Annotated in this window: 25 protein-coding genes; 12 read left to right on the top strand and 13 right to left on the bottom strand. The window is 66.8% G+C overall.

Features of this window, described 5'->3' with window-relative positions:
• Window position 1: 1 nt before the first annotated feature.
• Complete coding sequence (locus tag ABWV23_RS01780; RefSeq protein ID WP_353344304.1) at window positions 2-1,222, bottom strand: MFS transporter; 1,221 nt, start codon at window positions 1,220-1,222, stop codon at window positions 2-4.
• A 75-nt stretch (window positions 1,223-1,297) separates the two neighbouring features.
• Between ABWV23_RS01780 and ABWV23_RS01775 the strand changes: the two genes are divergently transcribed.
• Window positions 1,298-1,930, top strand: a complete 633-nt coding sequence (locus tag ABWV23_RS01775; RefSeq protein ID WP_353344302.1) for a DNA-3-methyladenine glycosylase family protein — start codon at window positions 1,298-1,300, stop codon at window positions 1,928-1,930.
• Entirely contained in the window at window positions 1,927-2,592 is a 666-nt protein-coding gene (locus tag ABWV23_RS01770) for an alpha/beta hydrolase (RefSeq protein WP_353344300.1), read from the top strand. The genes ABWV23_RS01775 and ABWV23_RS01770 overlap by 4 nt, the downstream gene beginning before the upstream one ends.
• A 93-nt stretch (window positions 2,593-2,685) precedes the next feature.
• Here ABWV23_RS01770 and ABWV23_RS01765 read toward each other — a convergent pair whose 3' ends face one another.
• The 3 genes from ABWV23_RS01765 to ABWV23_RS01755 form a co-directional block, all read right to left on the bottom strand.
• Window positions 2,686-4,251 carry an oleate hydratase gene (locus ABWV23_RS01765; protein ID WP_353344298.1) on the bottom strand — a complete coding sequence of 522 codons (1,566 nt, stop codon included), beginning with the start codon at window positions 4,249-4,251 and terminating at the stop codon, window positions 2,686-2,688.
• A 64-nt stretch (window positions 4,252-4,315) separates the two neighbouring features.
• Window positions 4,316-4,756, bottom strand: a complete 441-nt coding sequence (locus tag ABWV23_RS01760) for a VOC family protein (protein ID WP_353344296.1) — start codon at window positions 4,754-4,756, stop codon at window positions 4,316-4,318.
• A gap of 12 nt (window positions 4,757-4,768) precedes the next feature.
• On the bottom strand, window positions 4,769-5,344 hold the full coding sequence (locus ABWV23_RS01755) for a pseudouridine synthase (protein WP_353344294.1): 576 nt from the start codon (window positions 5,342-5,344) through the stop codon (window positions 4,769-4,771).
• A 219-nt stretch (window positions 5,345-5,563) separates the two neighbouring features.
• On the opposite strand from ABWV23_RS01755, the gene ABWV23_RS01750 reads away from it, so the two are divergent.
• Complete coding sequence (locus ABWV23_RS01750; protein WP_353344292.1) at window positions 5,564-6,148, top strand: HNH endonuclease; 585 nt, start codon at window positions 5,564-5,566, stop codon at window positions 6,146-6,148.
• Between the two features lie 264 nt (window positions 6,149-6,412).
• On the opposite strand, the gene ABWV23_RS01745 is transcribed toward ABWV23_RS01750, so the two are convergent.
• The 6 genes from ABWV23_RS01745 to cobA form a co-directional block, all read right to left on the bottom strand.
• Complete coding sequence (locus ABWV23_RS01745) at window positions 6,413-7,285, bottom strand: ferredoxin--NADP reductase (RefSeq protein ID WP_502901578.1); 873 nt, start codon at window positions 7,283-7,285, stop codon at window positions 6,413-6,415.
• Window positions 7,286-7,417: 132 nt separating this feature from the next.
• Window positions 7,418-7,828, bottom strand: coding sequence for a DUF934 domain-containing protein (locus ABWV23_RS01740; protein ID WP_353344290.1), 411 nt, complete (start codon window positions 7,826-7,828; stop codon window positions 7,418-7,420).
• Window positions 7,825-8,592 carry a phosphoadenylyl-sulfate reductase gene (locus tag ABWV23_RS01735; RefSeq protein ID WP_353344288.1) on the bottom strand — a complete coding sequence of 256 codons (768 nt, stop codon included), beginning with the start codon at window positions 8,590-8,592 and terminating at the stop codon, window positions 7,825-7,827. Before ABWV23_RS01735 ends, ABWV23_RS01740 begins: the two co-directional genes overlap by 4 nt.
• Before the next feature lie 5 nt (window positions 8,593-8,597).
• Complete coding sequence (locus tag ABWV23_RS01730) at window positions 8,598-10,262, bottom strand: nitrite/sulfite reductase (protein WP_353344286.1); 1,665 nt, start codon at window positions 10,260-10,262, stop codon at window positions 8,598-8,600.
• Window positions 10,263-10,348: 86 nt separating this feature from the next.
• Window positions 10,349-10,648 (bottom strand): DUF2849 domain-containing protein, encoded by a 300-nt coding sequence (locus tag ABWV23_RS01725; RefSeq protein WP_353344284.1) that lies wholly within the window; start codon window positions 10,646-10,648, stop codon window positions 10,349-10,351.
• Entirely contained in the window at window positions 10,648-11,448 is an 801-nt protein-coding gene (cobA, locus tag ABWV23_RS01720) for a uroporphyrinogen-III C-methyltransferase (RefSeq protein ID WP_353344282.1), read from the bottom strand. The genes ABWV23_RS01725 and cobA overlap by 1 nt, the downstream gene beginning before the upstream one ends.
• A gap of 144 nt (window positions 11,449-11,592) precedes the next feature.
• Between cobA and ABWV23_RS01715 the strand changes: the two genes are divergently transcribed.
• The 6 genes from ABWV23_RS01715 (at window position 11,593) to ABWV23_RS01690 (ending at window position 18,559) form a co-directional block, all read left to right on the top strand.
• The gene (locus ABWV23_RS01715) at window positions 11,593-12,060 is read left to right on the top strand and encodes an Lrp/AsnC family transcriptional regulator (RefSeq protein WP_353344280.1); all 468 of its coding nucleotides are present in this window, start codon (window positions 11,593-11,595) and stop codon (window positions 12,058-12,060) included.
• Window positions 12,061-12,125: 65 nt separating this feature from the next.
• Window positions 12,126-13,880, top strand: a complete 1,755-nt coding sequence (locus ABWV23_RS01710; protein WP_353344278.1) for a sensor histidine kinase — start codon at window positions 12,126-12,128, stop codon at window positions 13,878-13,880.
• Window positions 13,877-15,106 carry a sigma-54-dependent transcriptional regulator gene (locus tag ABWV23_RS01705; RefSeq protein ID WP_353344276.1) on the top strand — a complete coding sequence of 410 codons (1,230 nt, stop codon included), beginning with the start codon at window positions 13,877-13,879 and terminating at the stop codon, window positions 15,104-15,106. The genes ABWV23_RS01710 and ABWV23_RS01705 overlap by 4 nt, the downstream gene beginning before the upstream one ends.
• Before the next feature lie 282 nt (window positions 15,107-15,388).
• The gene (locus ABWV23_RS01700; protein ID WP_353344274.1) at window positions 15,389-16,390 is read left to right on the top strand and encodes a DctP family TRAP transporter solute-binding subunit; all 1,002 of its coding nucleotides are present in this window, start codon (window positions 15,389-15,391) and stop codon (window positions 16,388-16,390) included.
• 99 nt (window positions 16,391-16,489) lie between these two features.
• On the top strand, window positions 16,490-17,179 hold the full coding sequence (locus ABWV23_RS01695; protein WP_353344272.1) for a TRAP transporter small permease: 690 nt from the start codon (window positions 16,490-16,492) through the stop codon (window positions 17,177-17,179).
• 3 nt (window positions 17,180-17,182) lie between these two features.
• On the top strand, window positions 17,183-18,559 hold the full coding sequence (locus ABWV23_RS01690; RefSeq protein WP_353344270.1) for a TRAP transporter large permease: 1,377 nt from the start codon (window positions 17,183-17,185) through the stop codon (window positions 18,557-18,559).
• A 98-nt stretch (window positions 18,560-18,657) separates the two neighbouring features.
• Here ABWV23_RS01690 and ABWV23_RS01685 read toward each other — a convergent pair whose 3' ends face one another.
• On the bottom strand, window positions 18,658-21,294 hold the full coding sequence (locus ABWV23_RS01685; protein ID WP_353344268.1) for a hypothetical protein: 2,637 nt from the start codon (window positions 21,292-21,294) through the stop codon (window positions 18,658-18,660).
• A gap of 205 nt (window positions 21,295-21,499) precedes the next feature.
• Between ABWV23_RS01685 and ABWV23_RS01680 the strand changes: the two genes are divergently transcribed.
• Window positions 21,500-22,198 (top strand): SIMPL domain-containing protein, encoded by a 699-nt coding sequence (locus ABWV23_RS01680; protein ID WP_353344266.1) that lies wholly within the window; start codon window positions 21,500-21,502, stop codon window positions 22,196-22,198.
• Between the two features lie 211 nt (window positions 22,199-22,409).
• Here ABWV23_RS01680 and ABWV23_RS01675 read toward each other — a convergent pair whose 3' ends face one another.
• On the bottom strand, window positions 22,410-23,702 hold the full coding sequence (locus ABWV23_RS01675; RefSeq protein ID WP_353344654.1) for an O-acetylhomoserine aminocarboxypropyltransferase/cysteine synthase family protein: 1,293 nt from the start codon (window positions 23,700-23,702) through the stop codon (window positions 22,410-22,412).
• 175 nt (window positions 23,703-23,877) lie between these two features.
• Here ABWV23_RS01675 and ABWV23_RS01670 point away from each other — a divergent pair, with 175 nt between their 5' ends.
• Entirely contained in the window at window positions 23,878-24,522 is a 645-nt protein-coding gene (locus ABWV23_RS01670; protein WP_353344264.1) for a hypothetical protein, read from the top strand.
• A gap of 151 nt (window positions 24,523-24,673) precedes the next feature.
• On the opposite strand, the gene ABWV23_RS01665 is transcribed toward ABWV23_RS01670, so the two are convergent.
• Entirely contained in the window at window positions 24,674-25,678 is a 1,005-nt protein-coding gene (locus ABWV23_RS01665) for a GT-B fold glycosyltransferase domain-containing protein (protein ID WP_353344262.1), read from the bottom strand.
• 119 nt (window positions 25,679-25,797) lie between these two features.
• On the opposite strand from ABWV23_RS01665, the gene ABWV23_RS01660 reads away from it, so the two are divergent.
• Window positions 25,798-26,499, top strand: coding sequence for a hypothetical protein (locus ABWV23_RS01660; RefSeq protein WP_353344260.1), 702 nt, complete (start codon window positions 25,798-25,800; stop codon window positions 26,497-26,499).
• Window positions 26,500-26,551: the final 52 nt, after the last annotated feature.

Raw genomic sequence — 26,551 nt, 5'->3', positions numbered from 1 at the left:
CTCAGGTATCGCGCGTGCGACCTTGTTCGGGCTGGAACATCAGCCACAGCAGCGCGCCGCCGGCCAGCATCAGGAACGGACCCATCGCCATGTTCACGGCGGTCCAGCCCTCCTGCGCGGTGCCGCCTGAACAGTTCATCAGCCCGCCCGAGGCCAGCGAGGCCATGGTGACCCCGCCGAACACCAGCAGGTCGTTCAGCCCCTGCATCCGGCCGCGTTCATGCGGCTCATGCGCGCCGGCCAGCATGGTGGTGGCGCCGATGAAACCAAAGTTCCAGCCCAGCCCCAGCAGCACCAGCGCGATGAAGAAGTTCTCCAGTTCCACCCCGTTCAGCGCCACCGCACCGGCCCCGGCCAGGATGACAAGCCCCGCCGCCATGATCTTTTCCACCCCGAAGCGGGCGATCAGGTGTCCGGTGAAGAACGACGGGATGTACATTGCCAGGACGTGGCTGGTGACTACGTCGGCGGCGCTGTTCTGTTCGAAGCCGCAGCCGACCACCGCCAGCGGCGTGGAGGTCATCACCAGGTTCATCAGCGCGTAGGACACCATGGCGCAGATCACCGCCACCAGGATACGGGGGGTGGTGATCAGCTCCCACCGTGTGCGGCCGCGCGGCGCATCTGCCGCCGGTGCTTTCGGTTTGGGGATGTTGAGAAGCAGGAACAGCAGCGAGCCGACGACATTCACACCGATCACGGCAAGATAGGTGCCGAGGAAGGGGATCACCATCGCCTGCGAGGTGACCTTGACCAGTTGCGGCCCGATCACGGCCGACAACAGCCCGCCGGCCATCACGTAGGAAATCGCCTTGGGGCGAAACGTCTCCGAGGCGGTGTCGGCGGCGGCAAAGCGGTAAAATCCGTGCGCGCTCATGTAGATGCCGGTGATCAGGCTGCCCAGCAGGAACACCGGGAACGATGCGAGGTACAGGCCATAGGCCCCGATCGCCCCGCCGGTCGCCCCAGCCGTGGCCCCCAGCATGAAGCCCGCCCGGCGGCCCCATTTCTGCATGATCGCCGAGACCGGGGTCGCCGCCATCATCGAGCCCAGAACGATGAGCGAGATCGGCAGCGTCGCCAGGCAGGCATTGCTGGCCAGCGACTGGCCCGCCAGCCCGCCGACGGTAAAGATCATGGGCATCTGCGCCCCCAGCAGGGCCTGGGCGGCGACCAGGACGGCCACGTTTCGCTTGGCTTTTTTGTCGTCGATATCATGCATGACGCTTGCGTATCGGTGAATGTGAAGGGACACAAGACGGCTTGCCTGTGTCGATACAATTCCTATGGTCCGGGCATGACCACGGGACGGATCATCGAAACCGCCGATTGCGTCGCCGAGGGGGCGGCCTGGCTTGCCGCGCGCGATCCGCGGCTGGCGCGGGCGCTGGCGCAGACCGGACCGCTGCCGCTGCGGCTGCGACCGGACGGCTTTGCGCAGCTTCTGTCGGCCATCGTCAGCCAGCAGGTCAGCGTCGCCTCGGCCAATGCGATCTGGGGGCGGATGCAGGCGGCGCGGCTGACCGGCCCGCGCAAGATCGGGTGGGCCAGCGACGAGGATCTGCGCGCCGTCGGGCTCAGCCGGCAAAAGATCCGCTATGCAAGGGCGCTGGCCGAGGCGCGGATCAACTACGCCGCCCTGCGCGGCGCCCCCACCGAGGCGGTGATCGCGACCCTGACGCAGGTTCCGGGGATCGGGGTGTGGACGGCGGAAATCTACGCGATGTTCAGCCTTGGTCGCGCCGATGTCTTTGCCCCCGGCGATCTGGCCTTGCAGGAATCGGCTCGGCTGCTGTTCGATCTGCCCGAGCGTCCGCGCGAACGGGTCTTGCGCCGGATGGCCGAGGACTGGGCGCCCTGGCGCTCGGTTGCGGCGCGGCTTCTGTGGGCCTATTACCGCGTGGCCAAGGACAGGGAAGGGATCCGATGACACGAGTATTGAACGCCGGCCGCAAGGGGCCGCTGTCGGGGCAGACGCGCTCGATCGTGGTGTTTCTGCATGGCTACGGTGCCAATGGCGCCGACCTGCTGGGGCTGGCCGATCCGCTGGGCGAGCATCTGCCCGACACGCTTTTCGTGGCGCCCGACGCGCCGGAGAATTGCGCCGGCGCGCCCTATGGCTTCCAGTGGTTCCCGATCCCCTGGCTTGACGGCTCGAGCGAGGAAGAGGCCGAGCGCGGGATGCGGGCGGCGGTCGAGGACATCAACGCCTTTCTCGACGCGCTGATGGTCGACGAGGACGTGCTGCCCGAACAGGTGGTGTTGTTCGGCTTTTCCCAAGGCACGATGATGAGCCTGCATGTCGCCCCCCGGCGCGAGGATGCGGTGGCCGGCATCGTGGCCTTCTCCGGGCGTCTGCTCAGCCCCGAGACCCTCAAGGACGAGGTGGTCAGCCGGATGCCCGTGCTGCTGGTGCATGGCGACCAGGACGACATGGTGCCGCCGCAATCGCTTCCGGAGACCGCCGAGGCGCTGCAGGAGGCCGGGTTCAAGGATGTCTTTGCCCATGTGATGAAGGGCACCGGCCACGGCATCGCGCCCGACGGGCTGAGCGTGGCGCTGGCCTTCATGCGCGACAAGCTGGGGCTGTGATCCCGGCTGGTCGTAACCGGCACATTCGAGGTCGCCCCGGACCGGGGCGGCGCGGCGCAAAAGACCCCGACGGGGTGAGCCGCCGTTCAGATATCAGACCTCCATCAGAACACGGGCCGCGCGCAGCAGGGCGCGCGGATCGCGGTCGCTGCGCCTGACCGGGATCGGCGCGCCCCGCCCGGTCAGGGCGTGAACCGCTGCCCGCGCGCTGCGCACCGAATATTCGACGGTAAAGACGGTATCGAGCGGCTGTTCGACGAACTGCCCCATCAGGGCGAAGTTTCCCGCCCCCTTCGGACGCACCGCAGGCCGGTCGCCGCGCCGGCGCGGCATGAACTGGCTGGTGATATAGGGCATCCGACAGGGCAGAATCCGCGCGCCATCGAACCAGCGACGCGCATCAGGGGACAGGCGCAACTGCCAGCACAGCTCGGAGAGGATCTGGTCGCCGCTTGCCTGCCACATCGGGTTGGATACGAAATCGCCGTCACGGTCGCCGCGCAGCCCATAGCCCCAGAACACCGTGGTGCCCTCTGGCTGGGTCCGGAAATGGGGCTGGTTGAACAGCACGAAGGACAAAAGCCACGCGCTGTCGCGGATGGTCACCAGACCGCCGGTGCCCGTCTCATTGTCGGTCAGGGTCTCGATGTGGTCGCGGAATTCCGGTCGGTCCAGGGTCACCGTGAACGAGGTCCAGGCGGTTTTCTCGATATCCCCCGCAAAGGTGTTCGGCGTGCCAAAGCCGGAATGCTGCCGGGCCAGGGCGTGCCATAGATCAAGAGCGGGCGTCGGGCCGGGCGTCAGCGGAGGTGCGGCGGCATTGGTGCCATAGGTGGCGCCATCGGTCATCGACCCCAGCGTGAGGAACACCCGGTCCCCGGGCCGAACCGGGATATGCGCGCCCTCCGACAGCGTGATCGCGGTCACGTCGCGGCGGGCCTCGGTGCCTTCGATCTCGAGTCCGGTGACGACCGCGCCGCTGTCGAAACGCACGCCCTGGTCACGCAACCAACCCTCCAGCGGGGCGATCACGCTGTCATACTGGTTGTAGCGGGTGCGCAGGATCCCCTCGATCCGGGCGAAGCCAGGGAACAGGTGAAGGAAACGCCGCAGATAGCGCCGCATCTCAACGGCCGCGTGCCACGGCTGGAACGAGAACATGCTCGACCACATGATCCAGAAATTGCTGTCGAAAAAGGCGCGCCCGAAGCATGATCCGATGGTGCGCGCGCCGAGGCTGTGCTCGCCGGTCAGCATCAGCCGGTTCAACGCCACGATATCCACCGCCGCGAGGCCCAGGTGCGTCATGTCCGCCGGCTGCCCCGCCGCGATCAGCCGACAGTTGGATCCGGCCTGTACCTCGGCGTTGAAGGCCAGGATATCCTCGGTCACGCTGCGGTCGGGCATGTCGGGGGCCGGGACCTGCGACAGCAGGTCAAGCGTGTTGAGGAAATTCGGCTCGAACATCCGCCCGCCCCGGGTGAGGTACCCCCAGGTCGCCTCTCCGGCGCCATCAAGGGCGCCGCCGGGCCGGGACCGGTCGTCGAGGATGCGGATCGTCTCGCCGGCAACGCCGGCATCGCGGATCAGGGCGGATGCCGCCGCCAGCGCGGCGATCCCGCCGCCGACCATGTAGTGCAGGGCAGGGGACTCGGTCATCGGGGATCTCCTTGCCGGATCTCCCCAAGTTAGTCGGTCAAGCGCCGCCCGTCCTTGCGCATGATCAATCGTCCTGCCACAGGCGCGGCTCGGCGAACTCGACCGAGTTGCCGTCGGGGTCGCGGACATAGAGTGAGTGCGCGCCATTCGGCCAGTCGAACTCCGCGTCGATCTCCAGCCCCGCCGCCAGCAGCCGGGCGCGCATCGCCGCGATCTCGTCGCGCTCCATGGCAAAACACATGTGCCCGGGTCCGCGCGCCCCGTGGGGTGGCACCGGCATCGTCGTGGTGCCGGTGTCGGTCTCGGTCTCCTCAGGGTTGAAGATCAGCAGCATACCGGGCCCGACGCGGAAAAACACGTGGCGATTGCCGTCGCGCGTGATCCGCTCCAGCCCCAGCAGCCGGCCATAGAACGCCTCGGCCGCATCGAGATCGGCGGCATAAAGCCCGGTTTCCAGCACGGCGCCGGGGGCAGGTGCGGGGGGAAGGGAAGAGGTTCGGGTCATGACCACAGTGTATCAGCGGGCGGCGCGCCTGTCAGGGGGCGGCAGGTCCTCCCACGCGCCCGGGGCCAGCCCGTCCAGCGTCCACGGCCCGATGCGCCAGCGGATCAGCCGCAGGGTGGGGTGACCCACCGCGGCCGTCATCCGCCGCACCTGCCGGTTGCGCCCCTCGCGCAGGGTCAGTTCGATCCAGCAATCGGGCACGCTCTTGCGCACTCGGATCGGCGGATCGCGCGGCCAGAGGGCCTTTGGCGCCTCGATCCGCCGCGCTTTCGCGGGCCGTGTGCGGCCGTCCTTCAGCTCGACTCCATCGCGCAACGCTGCCAGCGCGGTGGCGTCGGGCAGCCCCTCGACCTGCACGAGGTAGGTCTTTTCCATCTTGTGCCGAGGATCGGTGATGCGCGCCTGCAGCCGCCCGTCATCGGTCAGCAGCATCAGCCCCTCGCTGTCGCGGTCTAGCCGCCCGGCGGGATAGACCCCGGGCAGGTCGATGAAATCCGACAGCGTCCTGCGCGGGCTGCCTTCGCTGCCCCGGTCGGTGAACTGGGGCAGCACGTCATGCGGTTTGTTGAAACGGATCAGCCGGGTCATGCCGCCGCCCTAGCGCAGCCGCGGTGAAAAGGAAATGTCCCGCTTGTGGATAACTGTCATCTGCCTGTCATCCGGGCAGCGTATCGCTGTTGCGACATGTAGTGGTTAATCTGTGCTTGCCAGAGGTCAACCACGATATATAGTCAAGATGAGGCTGGGGCGGGGTTCCCCGTCCTGGCGTCGGGAAACAGGCGGACAGGACGAGGGCGGACTCAGGTGATGGACGGCGATTTCAGATCGGATTTTGTACGACGGCCCGGGGCCCTGAAACAGCACCCGGCGCTGGTCCTGAACGCGGATTACCGGCCGCTGTCCTACTACCCATTATCGCTGTGGTCCTGGCAGGAGGCGATCAAGGCGGCCTGGCTTGACCGTGTGGATATCGTCGCCGAATACGACGACTTCGTGCACAGTCCCAGTACCAGCATCAGGATGCCCAGCGTGGTGGTCCTGAAAGATTACGTCAAACCTCAAAAGCGCGTGGCCTTCACGCGCTTTAATTTATTTCTGAGGGACGAATTCCGCTGCCAGTACTGTGGCGCCAAGGGCGACCTGACCTTTGACCACGTGGTGCCGCGCGCCGCCGGTGGCGTCACCAGCTGGGAAAACGTGGTCGCGGCCTGTTCGCCCTGCAACCTGAAAAAGGGGTCCAAGTCGCTGCGCCGTGCCGGCATGTCGCTGCGCCGCCCGCCGCGTCAGCCCGGGGCCGAGGAGCTGCGCAATACCGGGCGAAAGTTCCCGCCCAACCTGCTGCACGAAAGCTGGATGGACTTTCTTTACTGGGACGCAGAGCTGGAGGCCTGAAACCGCGGCGCCTGCCGCCATGAGGCGGCTTCGCGGCGACGGCAGGAAAGCCCCCTTCTTCTCTTTCCAAATACTCAATTTCTTCGTCTGGACATGACTCCAGCAAGAAACGATGGCGTTTCCATCGCTCTGTTGATTTGCCATGTTTTGGCGGGTCGCCCCTGGTTCGAAGAGGCGGGCTGTTCTCGATGATGCGACGATGAACGTCGTCTCTCGCGACCGGGGAACAGTGGCGCCGCCGGGCCGGCGACAGCGCGCGCGGGATCAGTCGAGAAACGCCTTTTCGACCACGTATTGCGCCGGCTTGGAGTTGGCGCCCTCTTCCAGCCCGTAGCCCTCGAGCATCTCCTTGATCTCGAGGTTGAAGGCGAGGTTGCCGCAGACCATGGCGCGGTCGTTGTCGGGGTTGATCGGATCGACGCCGAGATCCTCGAACACCTCGCCCTTGCGCATCAGGTCGGTGATGCGGCCCATCTTGGGGCTCTCTTCGCGGGTGGTGGTGGGGTAATACCGCAGCTTGTCGTGAAAACCCTCGCCGATCAGTTCGGCCAGCAACTCGTCGCTGCGGATGCTGTCGATCAGCTCCTTGCCGAATTGCAACTCTTCGACCTGGCGGCAGGTGTGGGTCAGGATCACCTCGTCGTAATCCTCATAGGTCTGCGGGTCGCGCAGCAGGCTGGCGAAGGGGGCGATGCCGGTGCCGGTGGCGAACAGCCAGATCCGCTTGCCCGGCAGGAGCGCGTCATGCACCAGCGTGCCAACGGGCTTGGGGCGCAGGATGATCTCGTCGCCCGCTTCGATGTGCTGGAGCCGCGAGGTCAGCGGGCCGTCGGGCACCTTGATCGAGTAGAACTCCAACTCCTCGTCCCAGGACGGCGAGGCGATGGAATAGGCGCGCAGCAGCGGTTTCTGCTTGCCGGTCTTTGGGTCGGGATCGCCCATCAGCCCGATCATCACGAATTCGCCGGAGCGGAACCGCAGCGAGGCGGGCCGCGTCACCCGGAAGGAGAACAGCCGGTCGGTCCAATGTTTGACGAAGGTCACCGTCTGGGCGTCGGGCAGGGTGGGGGCCTTGACGGGGGTGGCATCGGTTGCGGGATCGGTCGCTGGATCAGTCACGGGGCGCATCTCGGTCATTGTTTCCTTGCCGGTCGATATACCGACACCTCTGGGTAATCTTTGATTCAGGTCAGGTGAAGGGGAAATCCGCGACCTGATGTCTCGAGCCGCGTTTCAGATAGCGGTCGGTTGCGGCTGTCCGGGGCGATTTCAGGCGGGCGTCCGGGCGTCGGTGCCGCCGCGCAGCCGGGCCTGGTAGTCATGCGCGCGCCAATCGGCACGGGCGCGCCATTGATCCTCGGGCTGGCGCGCGGCGAGGGCGCTGTCGATCTCGACCTCGTCGAAGCCGGCGCGGCGGGCCATGGCGTATTGGTCGGCCAGGACGTGGCCGGTGGCGCGCAGCCGCCCGGCATAGCCCAGCCGCCGCAGGTCGCGCGCCAGGGTGAAGCCGCGCCCGTCGGCGAAGCTGGGAAAGGTGACGCGGATCAGGTCCAGCTCGGCCAGCCGGGCGGCCAGGTCGCCAGCCCGGTCGTCGGGGGCGAGGGTCGCGCTGCGCGTGTCGTCCCCCGACCAGTCGTCGGGGGAAAAGCCGGTATCGGTGACAAGAACGGTGTCGGTCATGCGGAGACTCCTGTGCGGACGAGTTTGCCGTTGACGAAGTGAATCCCGCATTCGTCCTTTTGCTGGCCGCGCCAGCGGCCGGAACGCGGGTCTTCGCCGGGTTTGACGGGCGAGGTACAGGGCGCGCAACCGATGGAAGGATAGCCGTGCGCCACCAGCGGATGCCGCGGCAGGCGGTTTTCCTCGATATAGGTCTGCACGTCCTCGGGCGCCCAATGGGCCAGCGGGTTGACCTTGATGCGGCCGGTGCCCTCCTCGAGCTCGAAGAAGTCGAGCGCGGCGCGGCGGCCGGACTGGAACCGCTTGCGCCCGGTGATCCAGCCGTCGAACCCCTTGAGCGCCGCCTGCAGTGGCCGGGTCTTGCGCAGGGCGCAGCAGGCGTCGGTGTTGCGCTGGTGCAGGGTGTTGTCGGGATCCTCGCGCGCGATGTCGGTGGCGCGGATGATCTGCAGGTTGCGCAGGCCCAGCCGTTCGCTGAGCTCGGCCTGGTAGACCAGCGTTTCGGTGAACAGCATCTCGGTGTCGATGAAAACCACCGGCACGGCGCGGTCGATCACCGCCGCCATGTGCAGCAGCACCACGGATTCGGCGCCAAAGCTGGACACCAGCGCGATGCGCCCGGCCTCGGTCAGGGCGGCACCCATCACCTCGGTCGCGCCGTGGTGGCGATAGCGGGTGTTGAGCGCGGCGACCTTGTCGGCCAGCGACGCGGAGGCCTCGGCGCCGGAGCCTCCGGCGGGAGTATTTTCAAAGAGAAGAGGCATGGGGGTTACGCGGCCTCGGTCCGGGTGCTGTCGTAGAGCGCCGATTTGAACGGATCGGCGCCAAGTCGGCGGTAGGTGTCGAGGAAGCTTTCCTCCGGCCCCTCGCGCAGTTCGAGATAGGCCAGCATCAGCCGTTCGATGGCCGGCACGATCTGGTCGGCGGAAAAGCCCGGGCCGGTGCGTTCGCCCAGCGTCGTGTCGGGGCCGCCGTCACCGCCCAGGGTGATCTGGTAGTTTTCCACCCCGGCGCGGTCGAGGCCGAGAATGCCGATATGGCCCACGTGGTGGTGGCCGCAGGCATTGATGCAGCCCGAGATCTTGATCTTCATCTCGCCGATCTCGTGTTCGAGTTTCAACTCGTCGAAGCGGGTGGCGATCTCCTGCGCGATCGGGATCGAGCGGGCGGTGGCCAGGGCGCAGTAATCCATGCCTGGGCAGGCGATGATATCGGAGATCAGCCCGATATTGGCGGTGGCCAGACCCTGTGCGCGCAGGGCGGCGTGCAGTGCCGGCAGGTCGGATTTGTGCACATGCGGCAAGATCACGTTCTGTTCGTGGCTGATGCGCAGCTCATCATAGCCGTAGCGTTCGGCCAGGTCGGCCATCGTGCGCATCTGTTCGGCCGAGGCATCGCCGGGGGTTGCCCCATGCGCCTTGAGGCTGATCGAGACGATGGCGTGATCGGCGCGGCGGTGCGGGGCGAGGTTGGTGTCGGCCCAGGAGCGGAACAGCGGGTCGGCGTCATAGGCGGCCTCATAGGCCTGTGCGTTGCCGCCGCGAAAGGCGGGCGGGGCGAAATGGGTCTCGATCTCGCGCAGCAGCGCCTGGTCCTCGCCGGTGAAGTCCGGTCGGATCTGCGCGAACCGCTCTTCCACCAGAGCGCGGATGGTGTCGATGCCGTTCTCGTGCACGGTGATCTTGATCCGCGCCTTGTACTTGTTGTCGCGGCGGCCGAGCTGATTGTAGGTCGCCAGCACCGCCTCGAGATAGGGCAGCAGGTCTTCGCGCGGCAGGAAGTCGCGCAGCACCTGCGCGACCATCGGGGTGCGGCCCAGCCCGCCGCCGATGAGCACCTGCAGGCCAATTTCGCCATTGCGTTCGACAAGGCGCAGCCCGACGTCATGCGCCTTGGTCACGGCGCGGTCGTCGGGGCTGCCGGTGATGGCGATCTTGAACTTGCGCCCCAGGAACTGGAACTCCGGATGGTCGGTGGACCATTGGCGGATCAGTTCCGCGATCGGGCGCGGATCGGCGATTTCATCCGCGGCAGCGCCGGCGAAAGGGTCAGCGGTGGTGTTGCGGATGGTGTTGCCCGAGGTCTGGATCGCGTGCAAGCCGACCTCGCCCAAGGCGTCGAGCATGTCGGGGATGTCGCGCAGTTTCGGCCAGTTGTACTGGATGTTCTGGCGGGTGGTGAAATGACCGTACCCCTTGTCCCAGCGTTCGGCGAGATAGGCAAGCTGGCGCATCTGTGCCGAATTCAGCGTGCCGTAGGGGATCGCCACGCGCAGCATGTAGGCGTGCAATTGCAGGTAGACGCCGTTCATCAGGCGCAGCGGCTTGAACTCGTCCTCGGTCAGGTGACCCTTGATGCGGCGGTCGACCTGGGCGCGGAACTGGGCGTTGCGGCTGGCCAGAAAGGCGGTGTCGAAGTCGGTGTAGCGGTACATGTCAGGATCCTGTTCGGCGGCGGTCCGGGGGAATTTTCTGCGCAGAAAATTGCCCACACTTGTGGAAGGGTGTTGGGCGTGCGGGATCAGGCCTCGGCCTGCTTGCCGTGAGCGTAGTTGGAGGGGCCGGTGGCGCGGAACGCCTCGCGGAAGTGAAGCGGCTCGGGGCCGTCGGGACCGGGACGCGCATCGGCGAGGTAGGCGCCGACGATGCGGGTTTGCTGGGCCTCGGCATAGAGCAGGCGCAACTGCGCGTGGGCCTCGTCCTCGATCAACTCGGCCTCGCTGATGCGGCGGCTCCAGCGGTCGTCGGCGGTAAGATAGATCACGTCGCCGTCGATCAGGTCCGAGGCGGTGACGATCTTTGGGGTGAAGGGACGGGGCATCAGGCGAATTCCTTTTGCTGTGTTGCGAGGCCGGGCAGGACCCGCGCGGCGGCGCGGGGGGCGAGCCCGTAGAGGGTGAGGACCGGACCATCAAGGCCGGCAGCGGAGAGCTCGACGGGCAACCGGTCCAGCGTGGTGGCAAGGATGCGCTGGTCGGGGCGCGAAGCGTTTTCGACCAGCGTGACCGGGGTGGCGCGCTCGGCGCCGTGCATGAGCAGTCGGCCCTGCACGAAACGGGCCGAGGCCTTGCCCATGTAGATCGCCGCAACCTCGCCCGGGCGGGCCAGCGTGGTCCAGTCGTGATCGGCAAAGCCCGCCATGTCGTGCCCTGTGAGCAGACGCACCGAGGCGTTGCGGCCCCGTCGCGTCAGGCTTTGACCGATGCTGGCGACGGCAGCAGAGGCGGCGGTGATGCCGGGCAGGATGCGCCAGGGAATCCGGGCGGCGTCACAGGCCTCGATCTCTTCGTCCAGGCGGCCGAAGATCGTGGCATCGCCGGATTTCAGCCGCACCACGCGGGCGCCGGTCCGGGCGTGGGCCACGATCTGGGCGTTGATTTCCGCTTGCGCCATCGAGGGGGCAAATCCGCGCTTGCCGGTTTCGATCAGGCGGGCGTCGGGGCCGGCCTCTGCCAGGATCTCGGGCGAAATCAGGCTGTCGTGCAGGACCACATCGGCCTGTGCCAGAGCACGTAGTGCCTGGCGGGTGAGCAGATCGGGGTCGCCGGGGCCGGCGCCGGTGAAAGAGACGGAGCCCGGCGCGAAGGCAGGTGCGGAGGAGGAGGGATCTTTGCGGTGCATGGCTGGCCCGTCCACTGTGATTGACTTGAGATCGAATATAGGAAAATGTTCCGTGCAATAGCCATATGCACGAAAGAAAAAGGACATATGTTCTATGTGTGGTGATGGATGGAACCTGTGTCCCAATGTGAAGGGGAAAGTAGAATGTCGGTACGGATGGATGCGCTGGACCGGAAAATACTGGCCGAACTGCAACGCGATGCCAGCCAGTCGCTGGACGTGATCGCGGGCAACGTGGGCAGTTCGAAGACCCCGGTGTGGAACCGGATTCGCAAGCTGCGCGACGCCGGGGTGATCGGCAAGCAGACCGTGATCCTGGATGCCGAGGCGCTGGGCTACGAGGCGTGTTTCTTCGTGCTGATCCGCACCTCGGAGCATGAGGCGGAGTGGCAGGCGACCTTTCTCAAGGCGTTGCAGGACCGCCCCGAGGTGCAGGAGGCGCACCGGCTGGCCGGTGATATCGACTATATCCTCAAGGTGCGGGTGAAGAATGCGCGTGCCTATGACGCCTTTTACCAGGCGCTGATCTCGGAGGTGCGGGTGCACAACGTCACCGCGCTGCTGTCGATGGAAGAGATCAAGTCGACCACGGATCTGCCGCTGGAGGGGTGACGGTCGCTGCCCGGCGGGGCGCGCTGTCTGGTCAATCCATGCGCGGGTTTGCTAATCTGGGCGCCATGAGTTCGAAACCCGCCTTTCCCCGCTGGATCGTCCTGGCCTTCGTGCTGGGCGTCGCGGCGTTGGGGGCGGGGATCTGGCGCTATGGCTATGTGCAGGCGCTGGGGCAGTTGGCGCAGCGGGCCGAGGCCGATCTGGCGCTGGCCAGCGACCGGCTGGCGACGCAGTTGCAGGTCTACCGGGAACTGGCGGTGCTGATCGTGGATCGCCCCGCCCTGACCGGGCTGGAGGATCCGGCTCGGCGACCGGCGGCGCGCGTGCTGTTGCGGGCGCTGGCCGACAAGACCGGGGCGCTGGACATCTTCTATATGGATACTTCGGGCCAGGTGCTGGCCGCGGCGCAGGGAATCATCGGCACCGACCTGGGCGGGGCGGGGTACTTCCGGCGTGCCATGCATGGGGCGCTGGGCAGCGGTCATGGCATCGTCGGGCCGCAGGGGCGGCGCGCTTATTACTTCGCGGCGCCTGCCTTTGCCGCCGACGGATCGGTGCGCGGCGCGCTGGTGGTGGTGGCCGATGTCGAGGACGTGGAGCGCAGCTGGCGTGGCAGCCTGCCGGCGGTGTTCTTTGTCGACGACCGGCAAGAGGTGTTCATCGCCAACCGCTCCGAGCTGTTGTTCTGGCGTCGTGTGCCCGGGCAGGTGGGCTTGGTGCCGGTGGGGGGCGGCCCTTTGTCGGTCTCGACCGGGCGGGTCGGCGGGCATGAGGTCTGGCGGCTGAACTGGGGCCAATACCTGCCGCGGCGCGCGCTGCACCTGGTGCGCGAGCTTCCGGTGGTGGGGCTGACCGGCGAGATCCTGGTCGACGTGGCCCCGGCGCGGCGGCTGGCCGGGTTGCAGGCGGCGACGGTGGCGGCGATCTGCCTCGCCTTCGGCGCGGTGCTGTTCCTGGTGACCGAGCGGCGCCGGGCATTGGCCGAGGCCAACATCAAGCTGGAGGAACGGGTGGCGGACCGGACCCGGGCGCTGTCGCAGGCCAATGTCAAGTTGCGCCGCGAGGTGGTCGAACGCGAGGAGGCCGAGGCGGCGCTGAAACAGGCGCAGGCCGACCTGGTGCAGGCCGGCAAGCTGAGCGCGCTGGGCCAGATGAGTGCGGGCATCAGCCACGAGTTGAACCAGCCGCTGATGGCGATCCGGCAGTTTGCCGACAACGGCGCGGCCTTTCTCGCCCGGGGCAGGGCGGAGAAAGCCGGCGAAAACCTGACCCGCATCGCCGAGATGGCGGCACGGATGGCGCGGATCATCAAGAACCTGCGCGCCTTTGCCCGCAACGAGAGTGAGCCGATGGCAAAGGTCGACCTGGTGGAGGTGATCGGCAGCGCGGTGGAGCTGACCGAGGCGCGGCTGCGCGCGGACGCGGTGGGGCTCGACTGGGCGGCGCCGGCGGGGCCGCTGTTCGTCTGGGGCGGCGAGGTGCGGCTGGCGCAGGTTTTCGTCAACCTGATCAACAATGCGGCCGATGCGATGGCGGGCCGGGCGGACAAGCGCATTGTCATCACGGTCGAGGACGAAGGCGATCGGCTGGCGGTGCGGCTGCGCGACAGCGGGCCGGGCATCGCCGATCCGGACAAGATCTTCGAGCCGTTCTACAGCACCAAGGAGGTCGGAGGAGACGAGGGGATGGGACTGGGCCTGTCGATTTCCTACGGGCTGGTGCAAAGCTTTGGCGGCAATATCCGGGGCGCCAATGCGGCTGGCGGCGGCGCGGTGTTCACCGTGGAACTGGACCGCTGGCGAGAGGAGCGTGCCGCATGACCCGCAAGGTACTGTTGGTGGATGACGACGCGGCGGTGCGCGATGCCCTGGGCCAGACGCTGGACCTGGCCGAGCTGGAGGCGATCACCGCGGGATCCTTCGTGGCGGCCAAGGACCATATCACGCCGGAGTTCCCTGGCGTGATCCTGTCGGATATCCGCATGCCCGGGCGCGACGGGTTTCACCTGTTGAACTATGTCCAGAAAGTCGACCGAGAGCTGCCGGTGATCCTTTTGACCGGCGAGGGGGATATCCCGATGGCTGTGCGCGCGATGGGCCAGGGGGCTTTTGATTTCCTGGAAAAACCCTGCGCGGCGGCGGATCTTCTGGCGGTGCTGGAGCGGGCGCTGAAGACACGGGCGCTGGTGCTGGAGAACCGGCGGCTGAAGCGGCAACTGGAGCGCGGCGATCCGGCGGCACGGATGCTGTTCGGCACCTCGTCGCGGGCCGAGAAACTGCGCGCGCGTGTGCGCAGCGTGGCGCCCACCGGCGCCGACGTGCTGGTGCTCGGCCCGCAGGGCAGCGGCATTTCCAAGGTGGCCGAGGTGGTGCACCTGATGTCGCCGGTGGCACGCGGTCCCTTTGTCAAACGCCCGGCGGCGGGGCTCGAGGCCGAGGGGTTCGCGGCGCTCTGCGAGCAGGCGGCGGGTGGCTCGCTGTTTCTAGACGAGGTCTCGGCGATGCCCGAGGCGACGCAATACGCGGTGCAGGAGGTGCTGGAGCAGGGGGCGCCGGTCCGGGTGATCGCGGGCTCGACCGCCGACCTTGCGCAGCGGGTCGAGAGAGGCAGGTTCAATGCCGACCTGTTCTATCGTCTTGACGTGATGCACATCCGGGTTCCGGCGCTGAGCGAGCGGCGCGAGGATATCCCGGTGCTGTTTCGACATTACGTCGCGCAGGCGGCCGAGCAGGCGGGAATCGCGGTGCCCGAGATCGACCCGGATCATCTGGCGGCGCTGATGGCGCAGGACTGGCCGGGCAACGCGCGGTCGCTGATGTCGGCGGCGATGCGCTTTGTTCTGGGCATGCCGGACGAGGGCGCGCAGGCGGGCGGGCTGGGCCTGGCCGAGCAGATGGCGCAGGTGGAACGCTCGCTGCTGGTCGCGGCGCTGGGGCGGCAGAACGGCCGCGCCTCGGAGGCGGCCAAGGCGCTCAAGCTGCCGCGCAAGACGTTTTACGACAAGCTCGCGCGCTATGGCATCCGGCCCGAGGACTACCGCCGTTGAAAGTGAGTCGCGGTGGCGACCACAGCTGTGCGGATTTCCGCACAGGGCGCCCGAATCCCGTGCGGAATTCCGCACAAGGGTGCGGGAGGTAGTCCGGGATCTGTTGAGGATAGTACATTAACATGCTGGAAATGTGTGATTTTTCGTTATGATCAAGATCGGGGTACCGGATGCTTGAGCGGGGCGATTCGAATCGCTTCACTGGCGCCGACGCATCGATTCCCGGTGCGCAGGGGGCAGGACGCCCCCCGACCCAGATCAAGATATCGGGAGGAGTGACCGATGAAATTGTTTGGTGTGGCAAGCCTTGCCATAGCGATGGGCCTTGGAGCCCCGGCGGCCTTTGCCGCCTGTGACGACGGCGAGATCGTCATCAAGTTCAGCCACGTGACCAATACCGACCGCCATCCCAAGGGGATCGCGGCGACGCTGCTGCAAAAGCGGGTGAACGAGGAGATGGACGGCAAGGCCTGCATGGAGGTCTTCCCGAACTCGACGCTTTACAACGACGACCAGGTGCTGGAGGCGATGCTGCAGGGCGACGTCCAACTGGCCGCGCCGAGCCTGTCGAAGTTCGAACAGTTCACCAAGAAGTTCCGCATCTTCGACCTGCCGTTCATGTTCAAGAACATCGACGCGGTTGACGAGTTCCAGAATTCGGACACCGGCCGGGCGATGAAGGAAACCATGGTGCGCCGCGGCCTGCTGGGGCTGCAGTTCTGGCATAACGGGCTGAAGCAGATCTCGGCCAACAAGCCGCTGATCGTGCCGGAAGACGCCAAGGGGCTGAAGTTCCGGGTGCAGAACTCCGACGTGCTCAAGGCCCAGATGAAGGCGATGGGCGCCTCGCCGCAGCCGATGGCCTTTTCCGAGGTTTATGGCGCGTTGCAGACCGGCGTTGTCGACGGGCAGCAGAACACCTGGTCGAACATCTACGGCCAGAAGTTTTTCGAGGTGCAGGACGGGGTCACCGAGGCCAATATCGGTCTGCTCGACTACATGGTCGTGACCTCGGTCGATTGGTGGGACAGCCTGCCCGACGACGTGCGAGATCAACTGGCCACCATCCTTCAGGAGGTGACCGATACCCGTAACGCACAGTCGTTCGAGGTCAACGAAGAGGCCAAGCAGGCCATCGTCGATGCCGGCGGCGTCGTGCGCCAACTGACGCCGGAGCAGCGCCAGGCCTGGGTCGACCTGATGAAGCCGGTGTGGGCCGAGTTCACCGACGATGTCGGCCAGGAAAACATCGACGCCGCGCAGGCGATCAACGCCAAGCACTGACCGCAATGGCGGATGCCGGGCCCGGCCCCTGGATCGGGGGCCGGGCCTGTCCTGTCCGCAGGCACTATCGGCCCGACCAGTCGGGCAACGGGGGCACTCATGTCGGATCACCACCTATCGGACTCGGTTCTGGGCCGGGTCGTCAATGAAATCGAGGAGACTGCCATCGCGGTGATCCTCGGGTTGATGACGATCATCACCTTCATCAACGTCGTGCTGCGTTATGGCTTCAACACCGGGATTATCTGGGGGCTGGAGGCAACCACCTTTCTGTTCGCCTGGCTGGTGCTGTTCGGGGTCAGCTATGCGGTCAAGGTCACCGCCAACTTGGGCGTGGACGCGGTGATCAACCTGTTCTCGGCCCCGGTGCGGCGATTCCTGGCGCTGGTCGCGGCGGCGGTGTTCATCGCCTACGGTGCGCTTCTGCTGAAGGGGGCCTGGGACTACTGGGCCAATTTCGCCAACCTGCCGCGGACCACCGGTCGCTGGTTCCCGACCGGGCTGGAGGAGATGAAACGCACCAGCTACCGCGGCTGGTACGAGGTGGTCGACATCCCGATGCCCGAGTGGCTGCGGTGGATCGAGCCGCTGATGAACGAGGGTGAGGAATACGAGAAGATCCCGCGCTTCATCCCTTATTTCATCCTGCCTTTCGGCATGGCGCTGTTGCTGTTCCGGGTGGTGCAGGCGACCTGGCGGATCGCCACCGGACGGGACGAGAACCTGATCGTGAGCCACGAGGCCGAAGACGCCATCGAGGACGTCGCCCACATGAACCGGGAGCGCTGAGCCATGGAAGTTGCAATTCTCTTCGGCATGGTCGTGGGGTTGATGCTGATCGGGGTGCCGATCGCGGTGTCGCTCGGGTTCGCCTCGACCGTGTTCCTGCTGGTGCTGAGCGACACCTCGCTCGCCTCCATCGCGCAAAGCTTTTTCCAGGCGATGGCGGGGCATTACACCCTGCTGGCGATCCCCTTCTTCATCCTGGCGTCAAGTTTCATGTCCACCGGTGGGGTGGCGCGGCGGATCATCCGGTTCTCCATCGCCATCGTCGGGCATTTCCCCGGCGGGCTGGCGATTGCCGGGGTCTTCGCCTGCATGCTGTTCGCCGCGCTGTCGGGCTCCAGCCCGGCGACGGTGGTCGCCATCGGCTCGATCGTCATCGCCGGGATGCGCGAGGTCGGCTATTCCAAGGATTTCGCCGCCGGGGTGATCGCCAACGCGGGCACGCTCGGCATCCTGATCCCGCCCTCCATCGTGATGGTGGTCTATGCCAGCGCGACGGATGTTTCGGTCGGGCGGATGTTCCTGGCTGGGGTGATCCCAGGGCTGATGGCCGGCACCATGCTGATGCTGACGATCTACCTGATCGCCAAGTTGCGCAACCTTCCCAAGGGCGAGTGGAAGGGCTGGGGAGAGGTGATGGAGGCCGGCACCGAAGCCGGCTGGGGCCTGTTCCTGATCGTCATCATCCTCGGCGGCATCTATGGCGGCATCTTCACCCCGACCGAGGCGGCGGCGGTGGCGGCGGTCTATGCCTTCTTCATCGCCAGTTTCGTCTATCGCGACATGGGGCCGCTGGCGCGGCCAGAGGGGGAACGCAACCTCAGCCTGATCCAGAAGCCGATCGCGCTGATCACGGTGTTCTTTCACCGCGATACCCGCGACACCCTGTTCGAGGCAGGCAAGCTGACGGTCACGCTGATGTTCATCATCGCCAACGCGCTGATCCTCAAGCACGTGCTGACCGACGAGCAGATCCCGCAGCAGATCGCGGCGGCGATGCTGAACGCGGGGTTCGGCGCGGTGATGTTCCTGGTGATCGTCAACGTGATCCTGTTGATCGGCGGTCAGTTCATGGAACCTTCGGGGCTGATCGTGATCGTGGCGCCGCTGGTTTTTCCCATCGCCATCGAGCTGGGCATCGACCCGATTCACCTTGGCATCATCATGGTGGTGAACATGGAGATCGGCATGATCACGCCGCCGGTGGGGCTCAACCTCTTCGTCACCTCCGGGGTGGCGGGGATGCCGATGATGCGGGTGGTGCGCGCGGCGCTTCCGTTCCTCGCCGTGCTCTTCGTGTTCCTGATCATGGTGACCTATATCCCGGTGCTCTCCACCTGGCTGCCCACCACCTTCATGGGGCCGGAGATCATCACCAAGTGACGGGTTGACCAGTGCCATGGTAACGAGTGGACCGCGCGGGCAGAAATGTCCGCGCGGTTTTTTTCTGGCCGCCGTGCCCCGCGCATCGCGCCGGTGGCTCAGCTGCTGGGCATCTTCAGGGTGTGGTCGCGTCCGCCCTTCTGGTAGCGGAGCTGGTCTTCGCCGATCGCCACGACCTTGCCGCCGTCGATCCGGTCGCCCACCTTGACCTTCTTGTAGCGGCCGCTGGACAGGCGGATCAGGGCGCGCCGGTTCGACGCGTTGCCATAGACGCCGATCAGGTTGATCCGGCGCAGGTTGATCTCGTTCTTCAGGGTTGCTTGCCGCGCGACCGAGGCCGAGGAGGGGATGCTGGGCGCCACCGTGGCCGGCGCCGCCGCGGCAGCCGTGGGCTTTTCGGGAATACCGATGGAGGCGCGGGCAGAGTTGCGGACGATCTTCTGGAAATCGCCGGGCCGCGCCCTGGGAACCAGCGCGCTGGCGACCGCTTGCGGTGTGGCCTTACCGCCGCCGCTGGTTTCGGTGGCGTCGTCTTGCGCACTGCGCGGGCGGGCCCGCGGTCGGAACCGGTTGAGTTCCGCGCGGCTTCGACCGCCAAGTTGGGTGCGTTCGGTCTGTTCGACCAGATCGGTCGGGCGTGGACGGGGTCGGAACCCGGCCAGCCGCTGGCGCAGGGCCGCGGCCTCGACCGCGGCGTCATCGGTGGCGGGGAGGCGTGCCGGCGTCGCTGGCGGCACCACCGGCGGGCGGCCGAGATAAACAGTGAATCCATCCGGTGTGACGGCGCCCTCGGGCGTGGCGGTGACCAACCCGCGCGTGTCGAGGTTGAACGCGGTGCCGGCGGCGGCGGGCGACGTGACCCCGCTGAGCGAGGCATCGGTGGCGAAATCACGCGCTGCCGGCAGGGCGACGGCGTCTTGTGACAGGTCGGTCCGGTCGATCGAGGCCACGTAGAGATCGTCGAGGTCGATGATCGCGGGGACCTCGGGCGTGTCCGGGGCGGCGGGCCATATGCCGGTGGCGGCGTAGAAGGTTTCCGTATCGGCACCGGCAAGATCGGCGGTCATATCCGGGTCGGGCTCGTGTTCCAACTCGGGATCAAGCGCGGCCTCGTCCGTTGCGGTCTCTTCTTCGGAGAGGGGGACGGTGCGGTCGCCGCGCAAGGCCTCGAGCACGGCGCTGTCGGTTTCGGAAAGCGCGGGCGACTGCGGCGCAAAAGGATGCGTCGGGGCGGTCTCGCCGTCGCCGGCGTCGGGCAAGGCCGTGGCGTCGGGCGGAAGGGCTGCGATCGTGTCCGATGGGGCAGGCGGCGGCAGCGCGCTGGTCATCGGTGGCTGTGCCGGCGCCGGGGCGCTGTCCCTGTCGGTGGCATTCGTCCCCTCAGGGGGGGCGATCTCGGCAGACGGGTCAGCATCCTGATCAGCGGCTGGCTCCGGGCGACCGGCGATTCCGGGCGCGTCCTTCGGGGCAAAGAGACGGGCCAGCGGCTCGGGCGTGAACAGCGCCGCCCAGGCCGCCATGGCGGCGAGGAACAACAGTAGGACGGCGGTGAGGATCAGGCCCAGATGGCGCGGTTTGCCGCGGGTCTGTTGCGTGGCGCGGGCGCCGAACACGGTCATGCGCTCGGCCTCGACCGGCGTTTGCTCTGGCGGCGGGGCGATGACGGTCGCGCCTTGCCCGACAGCGGGCGGCGTGACGGGCGATGGGGCGTTGGTCTTGCTCGACTGGCGGCGCTCGAGAAGCGCCTTGGCGCGGGTGCGGACCGATCCCAGAAGGACTGAGCCCCTCAAGGCCGCAGGGGCGGCTGTCTCCGGCCCGGAGATGACGCGTTTCGACGGATCCGGCATAGGTGGCGACGCGGGCGGCGAAACCGGGGTGGGGATTGGGCTGGCGGCGGCTGCGGGCTTTGTCGCTGGGTCGGGCCGGGAAACGGCCGGGGCGGGTTTCGCTCTTTCGGGCAGGGCATCGCGGCTGGCCCCGGAAAGCACCGGCGCGGCGCTGTCGCCCTCCTTGCCGCGTCGGCTGGAAAAGCCGATGGTGGGCGGAGCAGGCTTGTCATCCGGGTCGGGCGCGGCCGGTTCGGGATCGGGGGCGGTTTCCGGGGCTGCCGGCGCCTCGTCGGGCGTCTCGGCGCCGGTGATCTCTTCCTCGGACACGGTGGGCGTGTCCCCGTCGTCCAGAAAGATATTCCTCTCGGTCGGATCGTCAGCGGGTGTTTCGGTGGGCGCGGTCTCGGGCTGCGGGATCTCGGCGGGGCCGGTCACCACCACGGCGATGCCGTCGGGTTCGACGTCGGCCGTTCCCGCGTTTTCCGCAGCGCCGAAGAACGGCTCGCCCAAAAAGGGCTGGTCGCCGGGAATGGCGACAAAGCTCACCGGGTTGAATTGGTGTTCGACGGCAAACCCCTCGGCCTCGGCCAGGGTCTCGCGCGCGACGGCGGCGACATGGGTCATCGGCCCCTCGACCGAGATGTCGAAGGACAGGTCATCCACCGCATAGGGGGTGGCCCCATCCAGTGCCTCGCGCACCAGAACGCGGCGCGCCTCGCCCTCGGTATTTCCGGTTTCAAGCGTGAGATAGCGGATCTGGTCGTTGGGAATGATCAGCTTGCAACTGATGCCGTCGGGTTCAAGTAACAGCGCCGTGTCGCGCAGCTCGGACAGGGCGGCGGACAGGTCGGGAACGTCCAGAGACACCTCGCCGACACGACGCCATCCGCCGGCGGCGCGGTGCAACAGAGAGATTCCCTCAAACGAAAGTGAGAGCGCGAAACCCGGTTTCATACTGCTGAAAACTACCCAACCCGTTCCTGCATGCGCACGTGACGCCCGAGCCCGGACCATAAAGCAGGAGGTTGCCGAGGAAAAGAAAAACACTTGGCGGGATCTTGCCGATCCGGAACCCCTCGGCGCATCTTGGCGGCAAAGAAGGAGTGTTGCCATGTTTCATCGAATCCTGACCGCCGTCCTGTTCTGTTCGCTGCTGTCCGGCACCGCCTGGGCCGAACCGGTCGAGCGCCGTATCACCGTGGCCGGAGAGGGCCGGATCGAGGCCGCGCCGGACATGGCGACCATCACGCTGGGCGTGACCCATGAGGCGAAGGAGGCGCGCGATGCCATGCAGGCCACCTCGGAGGCGGTGGCGAAGGTACTGGAGCGGCTGGCGGCGATGGGCATCGCGCCGCGCGATCTTCAGACCCGGCAGTTGTCACTGAACCCGCTGTGGTCGGACAGCTCGGTCTCGGACCGCGACCGGCGGCGGATCACCGGCTTCGTCGCCTCGAACACGGTGATCGTGCGGGTGCGCGACCTGGCGGCGCTGGGGGGTGTCCTGGATGCGGTGATCGAGGACGGGGCCAACGATTTCAACGGGCTGCGTTTCGGTCTTCAGGATCCTGCGCCGCTCATGGACGAGGCGCGGCAGCGCGCGGTGAGTGACGCGATGGATCGGGCGAAACTGTTGGCCGGGGCCGCGGGGGTCACCCTGGGACCGGTGCTGTCGATCGACGAGCATGGCGGCGGGTCGGTGGCGCCGATGGCCGAGATGGCGATGCGGATGAGCGCGGCCGGCGCGCCGGTGGCGGCAGGAGAGCTGACCATCACGGCGAATGTGGCGATGGTGTTCGCCATCGCGGAGTAGGGAGCTTGAGGCCGCTGCCCTCGCAGAACTGATCCGGGATATTGGAGACCCCGGCTCGATGGCCGGGGTGACAGGTGGACGTTAAGGACGCTGCCAACTGCGCGCCAAACCTCTGTCATCCCGGACTTGACCCGGGATCGGTCCTGACGCCGAAGGCCCCGGCCCGTTGGCCGGGGTGGCAGGTGGTCGTCGGAGCAGGCCTGCGGCGGGGTTACGCGCCCGCCTTGTTCAGCGCCTGGTCGAGGTCACGGATCAGGTCGTCGGCGTCCTCGATCCCGATCGAGATGCGCACCACGCTGGGTCCGGCGCCGGCGGCCTCCTGCTGTTCCGGCGTCAGTTGCCGGTGCGTGGTCGAGGCCGAGTGGATCACCAGCGACCTTGTATCGCCCAGGTTGGCGACGTGGCTGAACAGTTCCAGGCTGTCAACGAACTTGACGCAGGCGTCATAGCCGCCCTTGAGCGCCACGGTGAACAGCCCGCCGGTGCCCTTGGGAAACAGCCGCTCGGCGCGGTCGTGGTAGGGTGACGAGGCCAGCCCCGCATAGGTCACGGCGTCGACGCGCGGATCGGCCTCAAGCCATTCGGCGACCTTTTGCGCGTTCTCGCAATGGCGCTGCATCCGCAGGCTCAGGGTCTCGATTCCCATCAGCGTGTAATGCGCCGCCTGCGGGTTCAGCGTCATGCCAAGGTCGCGCAGGCCCACGGCGATGCCGTGGAAGGTAAAGGCCAGCGGGCCGAAGGTTTCGTGGAATTTCAGCCCGTGATAGGCCGGTTCGGGTTCGCTGAGCGAGGGGAACTTGTCCGAGGCCGACCAGTCGAAGGTGCCCGAATCAACCACCACGCCGCCCATCACGGTGCCGTTGCCGGTGAGATACTTGGTCATCGAATGCACCACCAGCGTGGCGCCCTGTTCGATCGGCCGGCACAGGTAGGGGGTGGCCGAGGTGTTGTCGATGATCAGCGGAAGGCCGGCGGCATCGGCGATCTCGGCCAGCGCCGGGATGTCGGTGACATAGCCGCCCGGGTTGGCGATGGACTCGCCGAAAATGGCGCGGGTGTCCTCGTCCACGGCGGCCTTGACCGCGTCGAGATCATCGAAATCGACGAACTTGGCGGACCAGCCGAACCGCTTGATGGTCTGGCTGAACTGGGTCAACGTTCCGCCATAGAGCCGGGTCGAGGCGACAACGTTCCGCCCCGGGGCCATCAGCGGGAACAAGGCCATCAGTTGCGCCGCATGCCCGGATGCGCAGCAGACCGCTCCGGCACCGCCCTCGAGCGTGGCCATGCGTTCCTGCAGCACCGCGATGGTGGGGTTGGTCAGGCGCGAATAGATATAGCCGACCTCCTGCAGGTTGAAGAGGGCGGCAGCATGTTCGGCGTCGCGGAACACATAGGCCGTGGTCTGGTAGATCGGCGTCTGGCGGGCACCTGTGGCCGGGTCGGGTCGGGCCCCGGCGTGGATCTGCAGCGTGTCGAAACCGTATTGCGGCGCATCGGTCATGTCGGGGTCCTCCTGGAGAAAATATCGCAGCAAGCGATAGGGCATCGGCCGGGATGTGGCAACCGCGTCGGCCTGGGCCGGGGTGGTCAGGAGCTCATTAATCATACTGCGGAAATATGTTGACGCACCGAGTCTTCATACATACCTTCGCAGTATGTTATGAGGGAGTTCAAACATGGCAACTAAGTTGGACGTCGTGGCCGAGAATCCGGTCAAGAAGGGTGCTGGAAAAGCCGTCAAGAAACCGGGCCAGAAGGCCGGGGCCGCAGCGGCTGCCGCCGGAAAGGGCGCCCGCCGCAAGGAGCGGATGGCGCGTATCGAACAGGCCAACAAGATCACTGTGACCCTGCAGACCGACGTGCGCCGGGCCTTGGCGGCGCAAGCCAGGGCCGCGGGCATGGACATGGGCCATTTCATGCAGAAACTGGCCGAGTCCCACATCATCGACAGCGCGCCCGAGGGCGACCCGCTGGCGGCACGGCTCAAGGCCCGGCGCAGCGTGGTCGATCATGTGGTCAAGCTGGCGCAAGAGATGCAGGCCGAGGGCGGTTTTGACGCGGATTTCATCCTCAAGGTGCTCAAGCGCGCCCATGCGGACGCGGGTTTCGCCGGGATGTACGCCGCCGCCGTCGCGGATACGGCGGACAAGCCCAAGCAGGCCGCCCGTGCCGACGTGGCGCTGAACCAGCAACTCGGCCGCCTGATCAAGCGCGCGGTCGGTGCCAAGAGCAAGCGGGACGCTGCGGGCAAGATCATGCGCGCGCAGGTCAAGGGAGAGGTGATCTCCTCTTACACCCTGCTGGAAATGCCCGCCGCCTGACGACTTCAGGCCAGAGCGCGAGGCAAGGGGCCGTCCCGGTGGGGCGGCCTTTCGCGTTTCGCGCGCTTCGGACCTCGCCGCGCAGCTGTCACCCCGGACTTGACCCGGGATCGCCCCGAGGGGCTGCGCGATGCCTGCCCGGGCAAGGGGCCTAGCGCATCCAGAACCCGTTGGATTTGATCCTGTTGCGGATTGCCTGTTCCTTGCGGGGCAGGTGGTCGCGGTCGAACAGCGCGCGCACCTTCTGGCCGCGCCCCTGGTAGACCAGCCGCTTGATCGGCTCGTAGCCCTTGAGCACCTTCTTGATCTTGTTGGGGGCGGCAACCTGCTCCAGCACCTTGACCACATGATCGCTCTCACGGGCATAGAGCAGTGGGAACAGCCGGTAGTGACAGGTGACATCGCCATCCAGCAGGCCGGGGGGCAGCGCGTCGCGACCTCCGCCAAAGGAATGGATCACCAGCGGCAGCACGATCTGGTCGAGCCAAGGATCAAGGCTTTGCCCCACGAGTTCCACCGGTGGATCGTCGCGGATGCTGCGGGCGTAATCGAGAAAACGCGCGCCAAACTCCTGTGGGCAGCGGTGAAAGAAATAGCCCGCGTTGAAATAGAGATACTTTTCCCAATACTCATCAGGCTGGGCCGGGTCGAGGCTGCTGTCGAACTCCAACCCGAAGCGGTCATAAAGCGATTTCCAGATCGCGCCATAGCCGGGGCCGTAAAGCGTCGGTTCGGGCCATGTCCCTTCGCGCCGGAGCGAGGCGCCGGGGCGGCCGAAATCGAACGGCACGCGGGCAAGATCGCCAGTGACCAGCGTGTCGCTGTCGAAAAAGACGAAGGGTTCCCCCGCCGGCAGGGCAGAGAGACATTCGATCTTGTTGCCCTGCGGGTAGGACTGGCCGAAGACACGGGACTCGAAGGGCAGGATCTCGGCGCCCTGCCGGTCGAGCGCATCAAGTACCTCGCCGTTGCGGATCTCCGGGTTGCCCTCCCACATCGGGCCCGCCTGCGGCACGGCGACGAAAAGCCGCCCTTCGAACCCGGGGGACATCGCGCGCAGCGAGGCAGCGAAAAGCAGAGCCTCGTATTGCAGGCGGCCGGATTGACCGACAATGACGATATTGAATGCTTGGCGCGGGGCCGGTTTGTTTGCCATAGTTTTCCTGCCGCAGGGTTTGTCGCGGCGACTGCCTGATGCGGGCACTATAGGGGGCGCGTCGCGTTCCCAAAAGCCCGCCGTCGAAATTTTGGGTCTAGGGATTTGGGAGTTAAGCGATGCTTGAGTTGTTTCTGGTGATGTTCGCGGTTGCGGTGCAGTCCGCCGAGGGCGAGGAGATGGCCGCAGCGCCCCCGCCGGCGGTCACCGCGCCGGTGGAGGAGGCCGGACAGGCGGCGAGTGAGGCACCGCCGACCTTCCTTGCCCCCGCCACGCCCGCGCCCGCCGCCACGGCAACCGCCGAGGCACCGCCGGCGTTCCTGTCACCCGGGGCGGGGACGCAAACCGCGCAGGCCGAGGCGGCGCCCGTCTTCCTCGCGCCACAGCCCGCCGCCCAGGCCGAGGCGCCGCCGGCCTTTCTTGCGCCCTCGGGCCCGACGCTGGTGGCCGAGCCGCAGGTGCCCAGCGGCAAGTTCACCACCGCTACCGAGGTCAAGCCGATCCTGGCGGCAACCAAGGCCAACTGGATCGCGATCCGCCTCTACGAGGGGGTCGATTACCTTTACGTGACACAGATCTGGTCCTGGCGTTGCGGGCTGGTGCAGATGCGGGTCGGCGTGAACGGCGGACCGCTGGAGGTCTGGCCGCTGCCGGCCTGCCACGAGGAATACGCGACGCCCAACGCGGTTCTGGAGGGCGACGGAAACCCGCTGCGCATGTACCCGCCCAATTCCATCGCCACCGTCGATGTCGAGGTCACCTTCGACGACCTGAGCACCGATCACGCCCAATTCACCCGCAACAGCGTATTGATGCCCTGATCCCGTCGCCCAGGTCGCGGCGGCGCGCCTGACCTGCCCGAAAAACGGGCAG

The sequence above is a fragment of the Aquicoccus sp. SU-CL01552 genome (genome assembly GCF_040365005.1).
Classification (GTDB): domain Bacteria; phylum Pseudomonadota; class Alphaproteobacteria; order Rhodobacterales; family Rhodobacteraceae; genus Antarcticimicrobium.
This window is presented reverse-complemented; position numbering and strand designations above follow the sequence as displayed.

Coding starts and splice junctions, on each gene's coding strand:
- ABWV23_RS01780 (WP_353344304.1), bottom strand. CDS start 1,222: ATGCATGATATCGACGACAAAAAAGCCAAGCGAAACGTGGCCGTCCTG.
- ABWV23_RS01775 (WP_353344302.1), top strand. CDS start 1,298: ATGACCACGGGACGGATCATCGAAACCGCCGATTGCGTCGCCGAGGGG.
- ABWV23_RS01770 (WP_353344300.1), top strand. CDS start 1,927: ATGACACGAGTATTGAACGCCGGCCGCAAGGGGCCGCTGTCGGGGCAG.
- ABWV23_RS01765 (WP_353344298.1), bottom strand. CDS start 4,251: ATGACCGAGTCCCCTGCCCTGCACTACATGGTCGGCGGCGGGATCGCC.
- ABWV23_RS01760 (WP_353344296.1), bottom strand. CDS start 4,756: ATGACCCGAACCTCTTCCCTTCCCCCCGCACCTGCCCCCGGCGCCGTG.
- ABWV23_RS01755 (WP_353344294.1), bottom strand. CDS start 5,344: ATGACCCGGCTGATCCGTTTCAACAAACCGCATGACGTGCTGCCCCAG.
- ABWV23_RS01750 (WP_353344292.1), top strand. CDS start 5,564: ATGGACGGCGATTTCAGATCGGATTTTGTACGACGGCCCGGGGCCCTG.
- ABWV23_RS01745 (WP_502901578.1), bottom strand. CDS start 7,285: ATGACCGAGATGCGCCCCGTGACTGATCCAGCGACCGATCCCGCAACC.
- ABWV23_RS01740 (WP_353344290.1), bottom strand. CDS start 7,828: ATGACCGACACCGTTCTTGTCACCGATACCGGCTTTTCCCCCGACGAC.
- ABWV23_RS01735 (WP_353344288.1), bottom strand. CDS start 8,592: ATGCCTCTTCTCTTTGAAAATACTCCCGCCGGAGGCTCCGGCGCCGAG.
- ABWV23_RS01730 (WP_353344286.1), bottom strand. CDS start 10,262: ATGTACCGCTACACCGACTTCGACACCGCCTTTCTGGCCAGCCGCAAC.
- ABWV23_RS01725 (WP_353344284.1), bottom strand. CDS start 10,648: ATGCCCCGTCCCTTCACCCCAAAGATCGTCACCGCCTCGGACCTGATC.
- cobA (WP_353344282.1), bottom strand. CDS start 11,448: ATGCACCGCAAAGATCCCTCCTCCTCCGCACCTGCCTTCGCGCCGGGC.
- ABWV23_RS01715 (WP_353344280.1), top strand. CDS start 11,593: ATGTCGGTACGGATGGATGCGCTGGACCGGAAAATACTGGCCGAACTG.
- ABWV23_RS01710 (WP_353344278.1), top strand. CDS start 12,126: ATGAGTTCGAAACCCGCCTTTCCCCGCTGGATCGTCCTGGCCTTCGTG.
- ABWV23_RS01705 (WP_353344276.1), top strand. CDS start 13,877: ATGACCCGCAAGGTACTGTTGGTGGATGACGACGCGGCGGTGCGCGAT.
- ABWV23_RS01700 (WP_353344274.1), top strand. CDS start 15,389: ATGAAATTGTTTGGTGTGGCAAGCCTTGCCATAGCGATGGGCCTTGGA.
- ABWV23_RS01695 (WP_353344272.1), top strand. CDS start 16,490: ATGTCGGATCACCACCTATCGGACTCGGTTCTGGGCCGGGTCGTCAAT.
- ABWV23_RS01690 (WP_353344270.1), top strand. CDS start 17,183: ATGGAAGTTGCAATTCTCTTCGGCATGGTCGTGGGGTTGATGCTGATC.
- ABWV23_RS01680 (WP_353344266.1), top strand. CDS start 21,500: ATGTTTCATCGAATCCTGACCGCCGTCCTGTTCTGTTCGCTGCTGTCC.
- ABWV23_RS01675 (WP_353344654.1), bottom strand. CDS start 23,702: ATGACCGATGCGCCGCAATACGGTTTCGACACGCTGCAGATCCACGCC.
- ABWV23_RS01670 (WP_353344264.1), top strand. CDS start 23,878: ATGGCAACTAAGTTGGACGTCGTGGCCGAGAATCCGGTCAAGAAGGGT.
- ABWV23_RS01665 (WP_353344262.1), bottom strand. CDS start 25,678: ATGGCAAACAAACCGGCCCCGCGCCAAGCATTCAATATCGTCATTGTC.
- ABWV23_RS01660 (WP_353344260.1), top strand. CDS start 25,798: ATGCTTGAGTTGTTTCTGGTGATGTTCGCGGTTGCGGTGCAGTCCGCC.